The organism is Nocardia sp. NPDC058519 (genome assembly GCF_042719755.1).
Taxonomy (GTDB): domain Bacteria; phylum Actinomycetota; class Actinomycetes; order Mycobacteriales; family Mycobacteriaceae; genus Nocardia.
Genome location: NZ_JBHXNK010000029.1, coordinates 80,006 through 97,420 on the forward strand (window position 1 = coordinate 80,006; position 17,415 = coordinate 97,420).

Sequence of the window (17,415 nt, forward strand, 5' to 3'; positions counted from 1 at the left end):
TGCCCGGCCTGCTCGTCGTCGAATGACAGCGACGTCTCGGTCGATGACTGCGCGCTCAGTCGCGCGACGCGACCAACCCGGAGACGCGTTCTCCGCAAGCCGCGGCGGCGAGAACCATGTGCACCCCGGCGCCGGTCTGTTCCCAGGAGAACTCGTTGGCGCGGGCGCGGGCTTTTTCGCCCATGACCAGTCTGGTCTCGGGATCGGCGAGGAGGTCGGCGGCGGCTGAGGCGAGGGCGGGGGCGTCGTCGACCAAGAGGCCGGTGACACCGTCGACGATGGAGTCGGTGAGGCCACGGGAGCTGCGGTAGCCGATGGTCGGCACGCCGTGCTGGGCGGCCTCGATGACGGCCAGGCCCCAGCCTTCCTTGCGCGAGGGCATCACGTGGACCCAGGCGGTCGAGAGGATCTCGTGTTTGCGGCGCTCGTCGACGTGGCCGTGGAAGGTGACGGCGTCGGCGATGCCGAGCGCGTCGGCACCGGCGCGCAGGTTGGGGGCCCACCAGCCGTCGCCGATGACGTCGAGGTGCACGTCGGGGAAGCGCTCGCGCAGGTGGGCGACGGCGGTGAGGGCGTCTTCGATCTGCTTGTGCGGGACAAGGCGCGACAGCACCGCGATGCGCGGGTGGGTGGCGCGGGTGGCATCGTCGCCGGGGACGACCTCGGCGGGGACCGGTTCGGCACCGTTGCGGACCACGGCGATGCGCTCACGGTCCACGCCGAGCACCGACAGCTCCTCGGCGGAGGGCAGCGACACGGTGAGGTACTGGTTGTCGCGGTGCACGCGCGGGGACAGCGTGGATTCGATCCACCAGCCGATCCGCCCGACCAGGCGACCGGCCACCGGCCACTGTTCGCGGTGCCCGTGATGCACCAGCACCACCGAGGGCACGCCCGTGGCGGTGGCGAAGAAGGGGATGCCGTTCTGGGTGTCGATCACGACGTCGGGGCGCAGGCCACGCAGTGGGCCGAAACCGAGCCGGCCGGCCACGATGGCGGCCAGCGCGCGGGGATACACGGTGAAGCGCCCGCCCGCGCGACTGATGTCGATCCCGTCGATCCGCTCGCGCTTGGGGGCACCGGGATAACCGGCGGTACGCAGGGTGACCTTGATGCCACGCGCGGCCAGCTGCGCGCCGACCTGCTCCAGATACCGCTCGCTGCCGCCACCCTGTGGGTGCCCGGTGTCACGCCAGCAGAGTAGGAGGACTTCACGCACGGTCGGGGCTCGCAATCGGTTCGGTGGTAGACAAACGTCGGCCCCCACACTAGCGGGTGTGGTCTGCGCAACACGGATGTATCGACAGTGTCCGCCCAGACCGCGTGATCATGCCCCCAACGCACCCCACACCTGCCGCACCCGAATGCGCTCCCAATAAACTCCTGCCCGTGTCGACCGCCACCAAGCCGAGAACCGAGCAGCCCGTCGCGCGACGCGACCGATCCAGGTTCGCGCGCCGAGCCGACCTGCGCCGCTCGCTGCGCCTGCTCACCAGCTTCCGCTTCGAGCAGTCCGACCCGGCCCGCTTCTACGGCGGCATCGCCACCGACAGCGCCGCGCTGATCGGCGACTTCTACGCCGACATCACCGGCCGCGACCTCACCGGCACCGTGATCCTCGACGTCGGCGGTGGCCCCGGCTACTTCGCCGACGAGTTCACCGCGGTAGGCGCACGCTATGTCTCGGTGGAGCCCGACCCGTCGGAGATGCACGCGGCCGGGCTGCGGGTATCCGGTTCGGTGCGCGGGTCGGGGATGGCATTGCCGTTCCGCGACAACGCCTTCGACGTCTGCTTCTCCTCCAACGTCGCCGAGCACGTGCCGCAGCCGTGGCTGATGGCGGACGAGATGGTGCGGGTGACCAAGCCCGGCGGCCTCATCGTGTACTCGTACACGGTGTGGCACGGACCGTTCGGTGGTCACGAGACCGGCCTCTGGCATTACCTCGGTGGCGAGTTCGCGGCCCGCCGATACCGGCGCAAGCACGGACACGAACCGAAGAACAGGTTCGGGCGATCACTGTTCGCGGTATCGGCGGCAGATGGGTTGCACTGGGCGGCAACGACTTCAGCTGATGTGCGGACAATTTTTCCGCGTTATCACCCGCGCTGGGCCTGGTGGCTCGTCCGAGTTCCGGTGATCCGGGAGCTACTGGTCAGCAACTTGGTAGTGGTTGCCACCAAAGCGTGATCACGCCAGCCAGCTCAAGCGGCGTGACCTCCGTATCGGCTCGGGCAACACCCTGACCCACGGCGATTCCTGAATCGCCAGGCCTACGGTCTCCAACGTGGTCAGGCCGACCTGATCGGCCAGCGCGCCGACCATCGCGACCGCCTCAGCGGCCTGGATAGCGGCAGTCGCCTGCTCGATCGTCAGCGTGCGGCCCGGCAGGAATGAGACGACCCATCCGCCACTGCCCACACTTTTCGCTTGATGGTCGGTCTGGTCGCTGGTCATCAACGATCGGCCGATCACTTGCACAGCCATGAGTCGGTCTCCCCAATTCGCTGTTAATGTCCGATGAATCGAGCGAGCTGATCAGTAGCTAAAGCATCCCCTTTTCACCACCGGAACGCAATAGTGCGTTTCCCCGAAAAGCGAACCGACAGGTTGGAATTCGCAATCTTCACAGTCGTTGCGCCACAGCGAATTAGAACAGGTTGCAGACAATTCGCCCGCAAAACTGTAACGTGTTCTCATGCACTACGACAGTCTGTTCATCGGCGGGAAGTGGACCACCCCGGCCGGTAGTGACCGCATTTCTGTGGTCTCCCCTGCAACGGAGGAGACCGTAGGCAGCGTGCCCGCGGTAACGAACGCCGATGTCGACGCGGCCGTCGCCGCGGCGCGCGACGCGTTCGACAGCGGGCCGTGGCCATCGACGCCCCCACTGGAACGAGCCGAGGTACTCAGCAAGGTTGCCCGGCTGATCGAGCAGCGTTCGCCGGAATTGCTCGCCGCACTCACCGCTGAGATGGGCGCGACGACGTTAGCGGCCTTGACGCTCAATCAAATTCCCGCCGTCGCGGCTTTGGACGCGCTCGTCGAGCTCGCGAAGACCTTCGCCTGGAACGAGACTCGGGTCGGCCTGTTCGGAACCTCGCGTGTCTCACGGGAACCGCGCGGTGTCGTCGCCGCGATCACCGCCTGGAATGTCCCGTTGTTCCTCGCGGCGAACAAGCTCGGACCCGCGTTGCTGGCCGGCTGCACCGTGGTGCTCAAGCCGTCGCCGCTGACTCCGCTGACCGCCAATATCCTCGCCGACATCTTCACCGAGGCGGGCCTGCCCGACGGCGTGCTCTCGGTGCTGCCCGCCGAAGCCGAGGCCAGTGAATACCTCGCCGGCCACCCCGGCGTCGACAAGGTGACCTTCACCGGCAGCACCCCCGTCGGCAGGAAGCTGGCCGCGCTGGCGGGTGAGCAGCTCAAGACCGTGTCGCTGGAGCTCGGCGGCAAGTCGGCCGCGATCGTGCTGCCCGACGTCGACCTGGCCGCGAGCATTCCCGTGCTCGCGTTCTCCGGGCTGATGAACAGCGGTCAGGGCTGCGTCGCGCAGACGCGAATTCTCGCCCCGCGCAGTCGCTACGACGAGATCGTCGATGCGTTGGTCGCGCACGTGAAGACCATGCAGACCGGCGACCCGACCGATCCCGCGACCGTGCTCGGCCCGCTGATCAGCGAAAAGCAGCGCGACCGCGTGGAGAGCTACATCGCCAAGGGCAAGGCCGAGGGCGCGCGACTGGTGCTCGGCGGCGGCAGGCCCGAGGGTGTGGAGCGCGGCTGGTTCGTGGAGCCGACGATCTTCGCCGACGTCGACAACTCGAGCACCATCGCCCAGGAGGAGATCTTCGGCCCGGTGCTCTCGGTGATCCCGTACGAGACCGAGGACGAGGCCATCGCCATCGCCAACGACTCCGATTACGGTCTCGCCGGTTCGGTGTGGACCACCGATATCGAGCACGGCGTCGAGGTGGCGGCCCGGATCCGCACCGGGACCTTCGCGATCAACTGGTACGCCTTCGACCCGACCGCACCGTTCGGCGGCTACAAGAACTCGGGCATCGGCCGCGAGAACGGCCCGGAAGGCCTCGACGCCTTCTGCGAACAGAAGTCCGTGCTCATGCCCATGGGATGGACTGCGCCCACCGCTTCCTAGTTCTCCGGCATATGGACCCGGAGTACCGGCTGCGCGGCAACCTCACCCCGGGCAGGTAGGTCGACGACCTCGACCCGCCAGCCCGGGGGCAGGACCCGCTCCAGGCGGCCCGCCACGCGCAGTAGGGGCGTGCTCGAATAGGTGTCGGACTCGGATCCGGTCACCAGATCGGTCATGCGTCAAACCACCTCTCAGCGTCGATCTCGTCGTTGACCGCATGGCGGTGCAGGAGTCTCGCAGGAGTTTCAGCTCGAGAGGCAATATAAGCGACATCGCCGCTGAGGCCACCAGCGACTCTCTGACACCGACAGAAGTACCCAGAAAGAGTCCGCGGAAATCGTCCGACGAACTGTGGACAAACAGAACCGCCCGTACCGAAACGGTACGGGCGGTTCTGTGTTTACGGGGCGGATCAGCCCAAGCGCTCCTTGAGTGCTTCGAACTCGTCGCGCACGCCGGAGGGCAGCTTGTCGCCGACGAACTCGAACCATTCCTCGATCGAGGGGATCTCGTTGCGCCACTCGTCGGCGTTCACCGCGAGCGCCTCGTCGACGTCGGCGGCGACCACGTCGAGGCCGTTCAGGTCGAGATCGGCGGCCGAGGGCACATTGCCGACCGCGGTGGCCGTGGCGCCCGAGCGGCCCTCGATGCGGCCGACGATCCACTCCAGCACGCGGGAGTTCTCACCGAATCCGGGCCACAGGAAGCGGCCGTCGTCGCCACGACGGAACCAGTTGACGTAGAAGATCTTGGGCAGCTTGTTCGAGTCGGCGTTCTTGCCGAGGTCGATCCAGTGGTTGAGGTAGTCGCCCACGTGGTAGCCGAGGAACGGCAGCATCGCCATCGGGTCGCGGCGGACGGTGCCGACCTTGCCCTCGGCGGCGGCGGTCTGCTCGGAGCCCATGGTGGCGCCCATGAACACGCCGTGCTCCCAGCCGAACGACTCGGTCACCAGCGGGACGGTGGTCTTGCGGCGACCACCGAACAGGATGGCCGAGATCGGCACGCCCTGCGGGTCGTCCCATTCCGGCGCCAGGATCGGGCACTGCGACATCGGGGTGCAGTAGCGCGAGTTCGGGTGCGCGGCGTGGCCCTCGGACTCGGGGGTCCAGTCGTTGCCCTTCCAGTCGATCAGGTGCTGCGGGTCGCCTTCGAGACCCTCCCACCACACATCGTTGTCGTCGGTCAGGGCGACGTTGGTGTAGACGGTGTTGCCCGCGTCGATGGTGGCCATCGCGTTGGGGTTGGAGCTGTTGTTGGTGCCCGGCGCGACGCCGAAGAAGCCGAACTCCGGGTTCACGGCGTAGAGCTGACCGTCCTTGCCGAAACGCATCCAGGCGATGTCGTCGCCGAGGGTCTCCGCGCGCCAGCCGGGGATGGTCGGCTGGATCATCGCGAGGTTGGTCTTGCCACAGGCGCTCGGGAACGCGGCGGCGACGTAGTAGTTCTTGTTCTCGGGCGAGATCAGCTTGAGGATCAGCATGTGCTCGGCCAGCCAGCCCTCGTCGTGGGCCATCGCCGAGGCGATGCGCAGCGAGTAGCACTTCTTGCCGAGCAGCGCGTTGCCGCCGTAGCCCGAACCGAAGGACCAGATCTCGCGGTCCTCGGGGAAGTGGGTGATGTACTTGGTGTCGCTGCACGGCCACGGCACGTCGGCCTGGCCCTCGGCGAGCGGCGCGCCGACGGAGTGCAGCGCCTTCACGAACGGGCGGTCGGTGCCCAGCTTGTCCAGCGCGGCGGCACCCATGCGGGTCATCACGCGCATGGAGACGACCACGTACTCGGAGTCGGTGATCTCAACGCCCAGCTTGGGGTCCTCGGCGCCGAGCGGGCCCATGCAGAACGGCACCACGTACATGGTGCGGCCCTTCATCGAGCCGCGGTACAGCTCGGTCATGGTGGCGCGCATCTCGGCGGGGTCGACCCAGTTGTTGGTCGGACCGGCTTCGGCTTCGGTGGCCGAACAGATGTAGGTGCGCGATTCGACGCGGGCCACATCGGAGGGATCGGACAGCGCGAGGAAGGAGTTGGGCTTCTTCTTCTCGTCGAGCTGCTTGAAGGTGCCTGCCTCGACCAGCTGGGTGGTCAGGCGATCCCATTCCGCGTCGGAGCCGTCGGCCCAGACCACGCGAGCGGGCTGAGTGAGCTCTGCGACTTCCTGTACCCAGGCGAGCAGTTCACTGTGCTCGGTCGGCGCCTTGCCGTCGGATCCACGAAGACCAGGAATGGTCGCTGAGGTCATGAAAACTCTCCTGAGATGGGCGGTTGTTCGATCCATCGATCGCCACCATGGGCGGGTAAGGCGTCCGCAGTGACCAACCGTCGCACAACCCCGATAGACGGCTGAGGAAGGCCGTACACGGACGGTGGCCGCGCATCGACTGGCAAGAGCGGACGCCCAGGTTCCTGCCTCAAGGTTAACGCGATATGACCACCGATACGGCATCGGGCTCCCTAACAGGTACCCACAGGTGTATCGGTCAATCCCACGCTCACAGCTGATCGAGCGTGACGATGTCACGCTCGCACGCGGTCAGCTGCGCGGGACGCTCCGCGACGAGCCTGCGCGCGAGCGCGTCGAGTTCGGTGACACGCCGGTCCACGGCCACCGCCCGCGCGGTCGATTCTCGCACCACGTGCTCGGCCAGTTCGGCCTCGATATCCACCAGCACCGCGGCGACACGCTGTTCGAGCTGGGCTTTGATATTCACCAGTGCCTCGGAGACCCACTGGGCCATGTGGTTGCGTTCGGCGAGCTGGCCGCGGGCGCGCACGACCCAGGCGGCCGCGCCCGCGCCGAGCAGCAGCGTCACCGGGACGCTCGCCACGTCGAGTGTCGGGACCAGCGACAGCGGAGCAACGATCAACCTGCCGAGGCCGACACCCGCCGACGCGCCGAGCGCGATCATGAGGTGATCTTCGACACCACGGTGTCTCTTGTCGGGATCTGGACCGACCCGAGGCGCCGGATCGCGGCGCCGGGTGGCGGGCGCGGCGGTGCCGATCCGGCGGGCGGCTTCGATGACCCGCTCGTCGATGACGGCGTCGACCGCGACCGACAGTTCACCGGCCGCCTGTTGCAAGCGGTGGGGGTAGGCGCGCAGGTCGGCGCGGTCGCAGCGATCGAGCTCGGCGCGGCACCGGGTGTGCAGTGCGCGCACCATGGCGCCGAGTTCGGTGGTCAGGTCGACGCGGGCGAGCTGGACCTGGCTACGCACGGCGGCCAGACCGGTCTGACGGCCGCCGTCGCGCTCGGCGACCAGACCGATGCGTTCCTCTCTGATCCGCGCGGTGTCGGTGCCCGAGCGCAGTGCGGTGATCTGTTCGTCGATTCTGGCCCTGGTGTCGGCGAGTACGCGGGCGCGGACGGCGGTTCGGCGTTGGGCACCGTCGGCTGGTCGCCGCGCGGTGGCCGCGGCGAGGGTGGCGTGCAGTCCGGCCACGCCGGAGCGATCGAGCAGGGCCGAGTCGTCGGTGGCGCGGGCCGCGGCGGACAGCCGCGCCGAGACCGCGACGATGTCGAGGTCGGTGATGCCGCGCGCGGCGAGCAGTTCGAGATTGCGGGCGCGGGTCGCGCGCCAGTCCTGATAGGCGTGGAAGCCGTTCATGGCGAGCAGGATTCGCTGGTCGGCGGCGCGGAGGCGGTCGATCAGGGCGAACATGTCGGCGCCGAGGACACTGCCCGCGTCGAAGAGGATCAGGGCTGCGGCTGGTTCGTTTTCGGGGGTGAGGGCGGCCGGGTCGGCCAGCTCGATATGGGGTTCGAAGCGGGCGAGTTCGGTGCGCAGGAGGGTGGTGTTGGCGTCGTCGGGTGCGTAGAAGGTGATGCTGGTGCCCTCGCCCGCCTCGGCCATCGCCCGGAGCAGCGCGCCGCCCTGCGGGTTCCACCGGTCGATCACCGCGTCCACCGCTGAGGGCAGGGCGGCCGGATCCTCGGCCGATCCTTGTTCGGGCGGGACCTCAGAGGCCTGCACTGGACATCCGCTCCCAGGCTCTGACATAGCCGTTGTGGACGCGCAGCGCGGCGCGGCGGGCAGCGGGGGGCATGTCGCTGGACACGACGGCACGCCAGCGGGTGGCGCGGGCGAGCGCCTCGTCGGCGTCGACGGGCGCCGGTGACGGGTAGCCGGCGGCGAGATGCGAGACCTGCGGGCAGGCCAATCCGGCGCACAATCCGGCCCAGAGCGCTTCGTCACCGGCGAGATAGTGCTCGATCAGCTCGCGGCCTCGTCCACCGTCGCCGGGGACCGCGCGGGCGGCCAGCCGGGTGAGCTCGTCGAGCAGTTCACCGCCGCGCACCGCTTCCACCTGCTCGTACCGGCGGTGGACCAGCTTGTGCAGCGGATCGATCCCGCTCGCGGAGTGCAGGATCTGGATGAGCGCCGAGGCGGGCAGGTCAGGGTCGGCGCGCAGGGCCGACAGCGCGCAGTCGACGCCGTAGAGATCCCAGTTGGCGATCAGCCGCCTGCGCGCTTCCTGGTCGGAGCCGCTGCCGATGAACAGATCGGCAGCCAGCACCGAGGGCACATCAGGGCCGACCGCGAGCCTGCGCAGATCGCTCAGGTCGTCGGCGCTGACCGCACCTGCCCTGGTCCGGGCCGCGACCGAGGCGACGATCGGCACGATCGGCAGCCCGAGTTCCTGCGCGTGCCGCTGCGCGGCGGCCACGGCCTCGCCCCAGCGCGCGCCCACCGCGTCGGCCTTGTTGAGCACCACCACACCGCGACCCTGCGGCACGGTGGCGAGCAGGCGATAGTCGGCGGCCTGCGGCGCACCGGCCAGCACATAGATGACCAGATCGCCGTCGAGCACCGGGTCCGGCAGCTCGGGTTGATCGACCGGCGCGGTCTCCTGCGCCGACAACAACGCCAGCGCGGCCAGCACGGTGGTCCGCCCGCTGAGGGCACGTCCCGTGATCTGGATGTGCAGCGGACGGCGACGGCGCGCCGCGGCGGCCGCGGCCTGGTCGGCGATCCCCGGATCACCCCCGCGACCTGCACTGAGAACCGAGATCAGCTCGTCGAGCTGGTCCGCGGGCCGTGTCTGTGCGAATTCGGTGACTGTCGGCATTGCGCACACCCCCTTTTCGGAGGGCATTGTGTCAGATCCGGGCCGAGCAGGGGCCGGGGCGAACCTTCTGCCGACCTGGGCGGATCAGCGGTCGCACGAACTCGCCTGCGACGCGGCTGTGCGCATGCTGGACAATGGTCGACGTGAACGACGCCGCCGACCACGCCGAGCCGACCAGCCACAAGCTGTCGGAGATGCCGAACGACGCGGGCCGACGCTCGCTCACCGGCTCCCGGCTGTACCCCCGCGTCACGAGCTTCCGCACGCGGCGGGGCGCGCTGACGCCGAACCAGCAGGCCTCATGGGACAAGACGTGGCCGGTGATCGGGCGCAATGTGTCCAACGATCCCGTCGACGCCGACGCCTGGTTCGGGCGCGAGGCGCCGCTGGTGATCGAGATCGGCACCGGCACCGGCACCGCGACGGCCGCCATGGCCAAGGCCGAACCGCACCTGAACCTCATCGGCATCGAGGTTTACCAGCCGGGTCTGGCCCAGCTGGTTCAGCAGATCGAGCGCGAAGAGATCGAGAACATCCGGTTGCTGCGCGGCGACGCCGTCGACGTACTGGAGAACATGGTTGCCCCGGAATCGCTGATCGGCGTTCGGGTGTTCTTCCCTGACCCGTGGCCGAAGGCCCGCCACCACAAGCGCAGGCTGCTCCAGGCGCCGACCTTCGCCCTGATCGCCAGCAGACTCAAGCCCGGCGGGGTGCTGCACGTGGCTACCGACCACGCGGATTACGCCGAGCATATTCTCGAAGTAGGCTCCAAGGAACCGCTGTTCACCGGCCTGAACGACACCACCGGTGGCGACAGTGCCGCCAACCGCACGACCGCGCCGATCGGTTTCGAACGGCCCGTCACCAAGTTCGAAGGCAAAGGCCTGCGCGCCGGTAGCGCCATCAACGAGTTCATATGGGGGAAGATCGACAGATGAGCGTGAGTGAGATCGCCCCCGAGATGCCGGTGCCCGCCCAGGCAGGCTCCGGTTCCGAGGCGTTGAGCGGTTCCGATGTTCGGCGTGTCCTGTTGGTCTGGGACGCGCCGAACCTCGACATGGGGCTCGGCGCCATCCTCGGTGGACGTCCCACCGCCGCTTATCGCCCCCGTTTCGACGCGCTCGGCCGCTGGTTGCTGGCCCGCACCGCCGAGATCTCGGTCGCCTCCAAGGGGCGCATCGAGGCCGAGGCCACCGTCTTCACCAATATCGCGCCCGGCACCGCCGACGTGGTCCGCCCCTGGGTGGAAGCGCTGCGCAATGTCGGCTTCGCGGTGTTCGCCAAGCCCAAGATCGATGAAGACTCCGATGTCGACGCCGACATGCTCGCGCACATCGCGGCCCGTCAACGCGACGGTGGTTTAGCCGGAATCATGGTCGCCTCGGCCGATGGTCAGGCGTTCCGTGAACCGCTGGAGGCCATCGCGGCCAAGGGAATCCCAGCTCAGGTGCTCGGATTCCGTGAGCACGCGAGTTGGGCGGTCACTTCGGATACCCTCGGGTTCGTCGACCTCGAGGACATCCCCGGCGTGTTCCGGGAACCGCTACCGCGGGTGAGTCTCGAGTCGCTGCCCGACGAGGGTGCGTGGCTGCAGCCTTTCCGGCCGCTGTCGGCACTACTCACTTCTCGCCCTGGTCAAGGAGTCGCTTAAGTGTTCACCCGCTGGGGCGATCTGGTCTATCGGTTCCGCTTCGCCGTCATCGTGGTTGTCGGTGGAGCCATGTTGGCGTTGGGTGCCTACGGCATGGGGCTCGGGCCTCGGCTATCTCAGAGCGGCTGGTTCGATCCGGGCTCGGAGTCGGTGCAGGGAGCGCAGATCGCCGACGGCTCCTACGGGCGCGACCACAACGCCGACGTGATCGTCATGTACAACGCTCCAGAGGGCAAGACGATCGACGACCCGGAGTTCTCGAAGAAGATCGTCGACAGCCTGACTACCGCCGTCGCCGAACACCCCGATCAGATCGGCAAGATCAACGGCACCTATTGGAAGGTGGGCGACGCGCCCTCCGTGCCGTCCGCCTTCGGGTCCAAGGACAAAAAGCACGCGTTCGCCTCGATCGCCATCGCAGGTGACAACGACACCGTCATGATGGCCAATTACCGCGCCGTGGCGGATGTCTTCTACATCCCCGGCGTCGACGTCGAGGTCTCGGGCCTACAGGCCATCGCGGTCACCCTGACCGACACCCTCGACCACGACTCCAAGCGGATGGAAGTGATTGCCTTCCCCGCGGTGGCGATCCTGCTGTTCTTCATCTTCGGTGGCATCGTCGCGGCCGCGTTGCCGCTGATCATCGGTGGTCTGACGATCCTCGGTGCCACCGGCATCGTGATGGCGCTGACCAATTTCACCGAGGTCAACTTCTTCGTCACCGGTGTCGTCTCGATGATCGGTCTCGGCCTGGCGATCGACTACGGGCTGTTCATAGTCAGCCGTTTCCGCGAGGAGCTGGCCGAGGGTTACGGCACCAGAGCCGCCGTCCGACGGTCGGTCATGACCGCTGGGCGAACAGTGGTGTTCTCCGCGACGATGATCATCGCCAGCGTCGGCGGCATTCTGATCTTCCCGCAGGGCTTCCTGCGGTCGGTCGCGTACGGCACCATCGCGGCCGTCTCCCTGGCGGCGCTGACCGCCGTCACGATTCTGCCCGCGATGCTGTCCATCCTCGGTCCGCGCGTGGACATGCTCGGTCTCAAGCGGTTCCGCAAGACCAAGACCGCGGAGCAGGTCGAGAACGGCTTCTGGGGCAACCTGACCCGCTGGGTCATGAAGCACCCGCTCAAGATCGCCATCCCCATCACCATCGGCCTGCTCCTGCTGATCATCCCGGTCAAGGATCTGGCGTTCGGCGGCATCAACGAGAAGTACCTCCCGCCGGACGACCCCGCTCGTTCCGCGCTCGAGCACTTCTACGAGGTCTTCCCACAGAAGAAGACCGACCCGATCCAGCTGGTCTTCGTTTCGGACAACACCAACGCGATCGGCAAGGTCTGGAAGGAAGCCAATCAAGCTCCCGGGCTGGTCAGCCCGTTCGAAGTGCCGGTCAAGTCGCCGACCAACCCCCAGGTGTTCCGTACCTCGGCGCCCATGGTCGATCCCACCAATAACGCCGAGCCGACGATCGACTACCTGCGCTCGATCGAAATACCCGACGGCGTCACGATGTACGTCACCGGTCAGCCCACCCTGATGGCCGACAGCATCGACACGCTGATGGGACTGATGCCGTGGATGATCTTGCTCGTCTTGGTCACCACCACAATCCTGATGTTCCTGACGTTCGGTTCGCTGGTGCTGCCGATCAAGGCCGCATTGATGAGCGCGCTCGGCCTCGGCGCAACCCTCGGCATCCTCACGTGGATCTTCGTCGACGGTCACGGTGCCGGGCTCCTGAACTTCACGCCACAGCCGATCAGCGCGCCGGTCTTGATGCTGATCATCGCGATCATCTACGGCCTGTCGACCGACTATGAGGTCTTCCTGCTCTCCCGCATGGTGGAGGCCCGCGCCCAAGGTGCGTCCACCACCGAGGCCGTCCGAATAGGCACCGCCCAAACCGGGCGAATCATCACCGCCGCCGCGCTGATCCTGCTCGTGGTGACCGGCGCGTTCGCGTTCTCCGACATGGTGATGATGCAGTACATCGCCTACGGCATGATCGCGGCGCTGTTCATCGACGCGACCGTGCTGCGCATGCTGCTGGTCCCCGCGATCATGAAACTGCTCGGCGACGACTGCTGGTGGGCGCCGAAGTGGATGAAGCGGATCCAGGAGAAGATCGGCCTGGGCGAACCCATCCTCGACGACGAACGCCCCGAGCACGGTGGTGTGGTCGACCTGGTGAAGACCACCCCGATCACCGACCCGCCGACCATGCAGATGACGGCGGTCCCCGACTCCAAGCTGGCCCGCACCCCCCGCAGGCCGCGCACGGTCGCCGAGATCGAGGCCGAGGCCCCGACCCAGCGCATCGACAAGATCACCGATGCCGAATCCGCCGAGCCCGCACGTGCGCGCCAGCCGATGTCGCCCGATCCGACGCGCCCCCGCGCCTCGATGTTGTCCTCGGGTGAGCCGACGCGGGAATTGCCGGTGGTCAAGCCGGGTACACCCGCGAAAGCCGATCAGGACGATGCGGCGAAGCAGGAGGACTCCGGTCTCGACCTGCCGCAGTACGTGTCCGGCGAGCCGACCCAGGTTCTCCCGATCATGAAGCCGAACACTCCGGATCCCGCCCAGGGACATGGCGATTCGACCCCGGATACGGCCGCGGACGAAGACCGGGGCTATTCGGGGCCGAGTTTCGGCACACCCCCCATACCTCTCACCGACCTCGGTGATCCCAAAACCGGCCCCGGCGGTGCCACTCGCCCCGCCAACGGGCGCGGACAGACGAACGGCAACGCCGGTACCACCGCGCCGGACGCCGAAACCCCCAGTGGCCCTTCGATCTCCCGCCCCGGCCCGGTCGACAGCGGGTCCGGCCTCGACCTGCCCGGCATCGTCACCGGTGTTCCGCCGCGCGGCTCCGCACGCGTGCAGCCGCCCGCGGGGTACACGCCAGGAGTGATCGGCGAAACTCCGCCGGCACCCCGGGTGTCGACGCCCGACGAGACCGGCGATGGCGTCGGATTCGGTACGCCCCCAGCGGATTTGCCGCAACGGCCGAGCATCGTCCCCCCGGCCAGGCCGAGCATGGTGACCCCGCCGCCCCGCGGGATCGTGCCACCGCCCGCACCCAGGATCGTCAATACGCCGCCGAGCCAGTCGACACCGGCACCTCGGGCGGGCGAAACCCCGCCGAGCGGAACCTTCAGTGGGTTCAGCCCGGTGACCTCGTCGAATCTCCGGCCGGTCACGCCCGACTCTCCCGCACCCGATTCGGGCACCCCGGCCGAGCCGAGCCGTCCGTCCGACCAGGCTGATGCCGCAGTGCGCGACACGGATTCGCACGGATTCGAGCCATCGAGTCCCGACCTCTCCGCGGCACCCGGCGCGCATCGCGCCGAGTCCTACCCCGGCAACGCGGCTCGCGCGCAGACCCAACCCGATGCGCCGATCCCGCCGCAGAGCGTTTTCGGCACTGCGGTGCCCGTCGAACCGCAGCCGAGCACCCCGTGGAACAACGGCATGACGAGCCCGGGCACGCCACGCGGTTTCAATACGCCGGACCAGGACAGCGGACCGCGGTTCTCGCCGGTCACGCCCTCCTCGGCGGACGGTGCGAGCGACCGTGCCCGTCCCGCCGTGGAGCAACCGGCGAACTTCGCCGGTGCATCGAATCCAGCTGGTGCCCAGCCGGATTCGACTCGCCCGGCAGGCGTGTTGCGTCCGCAGGTGGCGCCACCGGGATTCACCGAGGTCGAGCGCGAAACCGCGCCTTCGCCCCGGCAGCCGGATTCACTGGCAACACCGGATCGGGAACCTGCCGACGAGGTACGGACCGACCAGGCCGGCACCCCGGGTCAGTGGCAGGCGCCTTCCGGTTTCACCGCCGTCCCGACCCCCGCCGCCTCGCCCTCGGAGCCTTCCGACCCGGCCCCGTCGGCCTCGGTCGAAACCGATTCCACCGCACCGGAATCCGGCGAACCCCAGGCGGATACCCGCAATGAGATCGAGAACTGGATGGCTCAGTTGCGCTCGTCTCGCCGCGGTACACCCGCGGACGAGGGTCGCCATTCCGGTAACGAGGGCCGGACTGTCAGCGTGAACGAACTTCTGCGTCGACGTGAGGACGACTGAGAGTTCGGGGATCGCCGGTGGACGGATGTTCGCCCGGCCCAAGCTGTACACGGAGTTCAGTAGGGCGCACACCAGGTTTGCGGCCGGGTCGGTTTTCGGTTTCTCAAGGGGTCTGACGCGGGGTTGCGGCGTCGGCGAAGGCGCGGGCGTAGCGGGTTCCGGTGAGTAGCAACAGGATTCCGACCGCCAGGAAGGCCGTGACGCGGACCAGGCCGGACAGGGTCGCGAGGTCGAACAGGAACAGTTTCGCCAGTGCGGCCGCGGCGACCAGCAGGCCGGAGACCAAGCAGACTTTCGCGACTGCGGGCGAACTGGACAGTCGGCGCAGACCGTAGAACAGCGAGCCGGTCGCCGCGACCATCCACACGATGGTCGCGAGGCTGTGGCCGATAATGAAACCGTCCGCGCCGCCTAGGGATACGCCGAACGACACCGCGGCGACCAACACGTAGTACAGCCCGGCGATGCTCACCGCGATCCATACACCGGTGACAAGCGCGGGATCGTCGCACCGTGGCAACCGCGGCACAGTCCACGCCACCATCGCCGCCACGCCAAGCCCGACCACCGCGGCCACCGCCGTCGAGACATCGAGTTTGTCGTCGGCAAGTCGTTGCAGTGCAAGCGTTTCCGGCGTGGCGATCGCCAGCATCACCAGCCCGCCCAGCAATGCGAACGCGATACCGAGCCCAGCGGCCACCCGCGTGCGACTCGCCGCGGCAACCGCCAGGAACGCGAGGCCGACCGCGAACAACATGGTCGGCAGCAGTCGAGGGTGACCGCCCGACGCGATGGTGCAGGTCTGCAACAAGGCGACGGCTCCGGTCAATCCCGCAACCAGCGCCGTGTGCCGCGCAATCCGCAACGGTCCGACAAGCCCGGGACCCTCGGGACCCGGAACCACCGCGGCACTTGCGGGGCCGGCCAGGGCTGCAGCGTTCGCGTGGCCGGAAAGTGCGTCGGGAGCTGTCGCGGCTTTCGTTGGGCCTGCCGGCGACTCCGCGTGCCTACGGATTTCAGCCGAAAGGCGCGGAATCAGCGTGGCCGCGAGGCCGAGTAGCACGGTGGCCGGTACGGCCGTGATCGAGGCGCTCACCACGCGGTCGAACAGCACGGCGGCGGCGAGCACCGGGAGTGCGGTCAGCGCGATCGTGATGCTCGCGGTGATGTCGCCGGGCCTGCGCCGCACGGCGAGCAGCGCACCGACCAGCCCGACCACCGCACAGGCGATCGCGGCGAGCAGCAGCCCCTGCCGCTGCTCCGCCTCCGTGCCGGAGATCGCCCCCTCGATCCCGCTCAGCGCCACCAGCCCCAGCACAGCGAGCACCACCGGCAAGGTGCGTGCCACGTGCAGCACCGGCCAATCCCTGCGCATCTGCACCGGAACCCCCGCCGCCTGCAACACCACCAAGAACCCGAGCAACATCAATTCGGTGGTCAACGCCGGTGACAACACCGCCGCCCCCAGCACCACCCCCACCGCCAACGGCTGAGACTGCCACCGCACCGCGATCCCCACCCCGGCCAACGCCACCACAAGCGCCACCGCAAGCCCGACTCCACCTGGAATCCACCGGTAATACCCGGTGACCGCGACAACATCCAGATACAACCCGGCAATACCGGTGGCCACCAAGGCAATTCCACCAACGCGACCACCCGGCCGCCCGAACACGCGCCAGCCGAGGCCAACCAGAGCCACCGACAGTCCGGCTCCGGCAACAACTCTCGCCACCGGACCGAAGAACCCCGCCTGCGCGGCCAACACCAAAAGCATCAACACCCCGACCAAGGTCACCCCGACCCCGGCCACCGCCAGCACCCGAGAAATCACCCCTTCCCGCTGCCACCACGGCACCCCGGCCTCCCGCGCAGGCCCAACTTTCCCGCCACGCCCCGCATCCCCAGGCCGACCGGCCGCCCAACCCGGCGGCTGCCCTACCTGCCCGTATGGCGCAGCACGCCCACCATGCGGCCCAGTCGGACCCATCCAATTCGCCGGGACCCCTCCCGACCCGTACGGCGCAGCACGGCCACCGTACGGCGCAGCACGGCCACCGTGCGCCCCAGCCGGACCCACCCAATTCGCAGGCACTCCACTCGGCGCGTACGGCGCGGCACCCATCGGCCCGCCGTGCCGCCCACCCGCCGACCCGTACACCGGGCCACCAACCGGAGCTACATATCCAGGAACCGCACCCGGAACTGACTGCCTCGCAACACTTTGCGCGCCTCCGGCATCTGGGGCCGCACCCGCGACAGGCGATACCTCCGCCCGCAACTGCGCGGACAGCACATCCAGATCGCCCCCCAGCTGACCCATGCGGGCGCCGAGCGCGATGAACTCAGGTCAAGTCCAAATGCGTGGTGTAACGGGATGATCCCCGCGTGACCGCAGTTGGTCAGGCGGTCAAAGCTTCAACCGAGTCTCCTTCCTGCCCGT

At 68.2% G+C, this 17,415-nt stretch carries 12 protein-coding genes; 5 read left to right on the forward strand and 7 right to left on the reverse strand.

Annotation, left to right across the window (positions count from 1 at the left end; genetic code table 11):
- Nucleotides 1-55: 55 nt before the first annotated feature.
- Nucleotides 56-1,219 (reverse strand): glycosyltransferase family 4 protein, encoded by a 1,164-nt coding sequence (locus ACFWPK_RS27165; RefSeq protein WP_378920431.1) that lies wholly within the window; start codon nucleotides 1,217-1,219, stop codon nucleotides 56-58.
- Nucleotides 1,220-1,389: 170 nt separating this feature from the next.
- Here ACFWPK_RS27165 and ACFWPK_RS27170 point away from each other — a divergent pair, with 170 nt between their 5' ends.
- Nucleotides 1,390-2,190, forward strand: coding sequence for a class I SAM-dependent methyltransferase (locus ACFWPK_RS27170; protein WP_378920433.1), 801 nt, complete (start codon nucleotides 1,390-1,392; stop codon nucleotides 2,188-2,190).
- Here the strand turns inward: ACFWPK_RS27170 and ACFWPK_RS27175 are convergent, their stop codons facing one another.
- Nucleotides 2,191-2,487, reverse strand: coding sequence for a hypothetical protein (locus tag ACFWPK_RS27175; protein WP_378920435.1), 297 nt, complete (start codon nucleotides 2,485-2,487; stop codon nucleotides 2,191-2,193).
- Nucleotides 2,488-2,698: 211 nt separating this feature from the next.
- Here ACFWPK_RS27175 and ACFWPK_RS27180 point away from each other — a divergent pair, with 211 nt between their 5' ends.
- On the forward strand, nucleotides 2,699-4,156 hold the full coding sequence (locus ACFWPK_RS27180; RefSeq protein WP_378920437.1) for an aldehyde dehydrogenase: 1,458 nt from the start codon (nucleotides 2,699-2,701) through the stop codon (nucleotides 4,154-4,156).
- Here ACFWPK_RS27180 and ACFWPK_RS27185 read toward each other — a convergent pair.
- From ACFWPK_RS27185 to ACFWPK_RS27200, 4 genes are all read right to left on the reverse strand, one after another.
- Nucleotides 4,153-4,332: a hypothetical protein gene (locus ACFWPK_RS27185; protein ID WP_378920439.1), complete on the reverse strand. Its 180-nt coding sequence runs from the start codon at nucleotides 4,330-4,332 to the stop codon at nucleotides 4,153-4,155. The genes ACFWPK_RS27180 and ACFWPK_RS27185 overlap by 4 nt on opposite strands.
- Nucleotides 4,333-4,568: 236 nt before the next feature.
- Nucleotides 4,569-6,398 (reverse strand): phosphoenolpyruvate carboxykinase (GTP), encoded by a 1,830-nt coding sequence (locus tag ACFWPK_RS27190; RefSeq protein ID WP_378920441.1) that lies wholly within the window; start codon nucleotides 6,396-6,398, stop codon nucleotides 4,569-4,571.
- 250 nt (nucleotides 6,399-6,648) lie between these two features.
- Nucleotides 6,649-8,130 (reverse strand): hypothetical protein, encoded by a 1,482-nt coding sequence (locus ACFWPK_RS27195; protein ID WP_378920443.1) that lies wholly within the window; start codon nucleotides 8,128-8,130, stop codon nucleotides 6,649-6,651.
- A complete protein-coding gene (locus ACFWPK_RS27200; RefSeq protein WP_378920445.1) occupies nucleotides 8,117-9,226 on the reverse strand; it encodes a hypothetical protein in 1,110 nt (369 codons plus the stop codon). The genes ACFWPK_RS27195 and ACFWPK_RS27200 overlap by 14 nt, the downstream gene beginning before the upstream one ends.
- A gap of 134 nt (nucleotides 9,227-9,360) precedes the next feature.
- Between ACFWPK_RS27200 and trmB the strand changes: the two genes are divergently transcribed.
- Genes trmB through ACFWPK_RS27215 form a run of 3 tightly spaced genes read left to right on the forward strand, consistent with a single transcriptional unit; the run spans nucleotide 9,361 to nucleotide 14,972 of the window.
- Nucleotides 9,361-10,164, forward strand: coding sequence for a tRNA (guanosine(46)-N7)-methyltransferase TrmB (gene trmB, locus ACFWPK_RS27205; protein ID WP_378920447.1), 804 nt, complete (start codon nucleotides 9,361-9,363; stop codon nucleotides 10,162-10,164).
- Entirely contained in the window at nucleotides 10,161-10,877 is a 717-nt protein-coding gene (locus tag ACFWPK_RS27210; RefSeq protein ID WP_211300370.1) for an NYN domain-containing protein, read from the forward strand. The genes trmB and ACFWPK_RS27210 overlap by 4 nt, the downstream gene beginning before the upstream one ends.
- The gene (locus ACFWPK_RS27215; RefSeq protein WP_378920449.1) at nucleotides 10,878-14,972 is read left to right on the forward strand and encodes an MMPL family transporter; all 4,095 of its coding nucleotides are present in this window, start codon (nucleotides 10,878-10,880) and stop codon (nucleotides 14,970-14,972) included.
- 103 nt (nucleotides 14,973-15,075) lie between these two features.
- Here ACFWPK_RS27215 and ACFWPK_RS27220 read toward each other — a convergent pair whose 3' ends face one another.
- Complete coding sequence (locus ACFWPK_RS27220) at nucleotides 15,076-16,830, reverse strand: DUF2339 domain-containing protein (protein ID WP_378920451.1); 1,755 nt, start codon at nucleotides 16,828-16,830, stop codon at nucleotides 15,076-15,078.
- Nucleotides 16,831-17,415 lie beyond the last annotated feature (585 nt).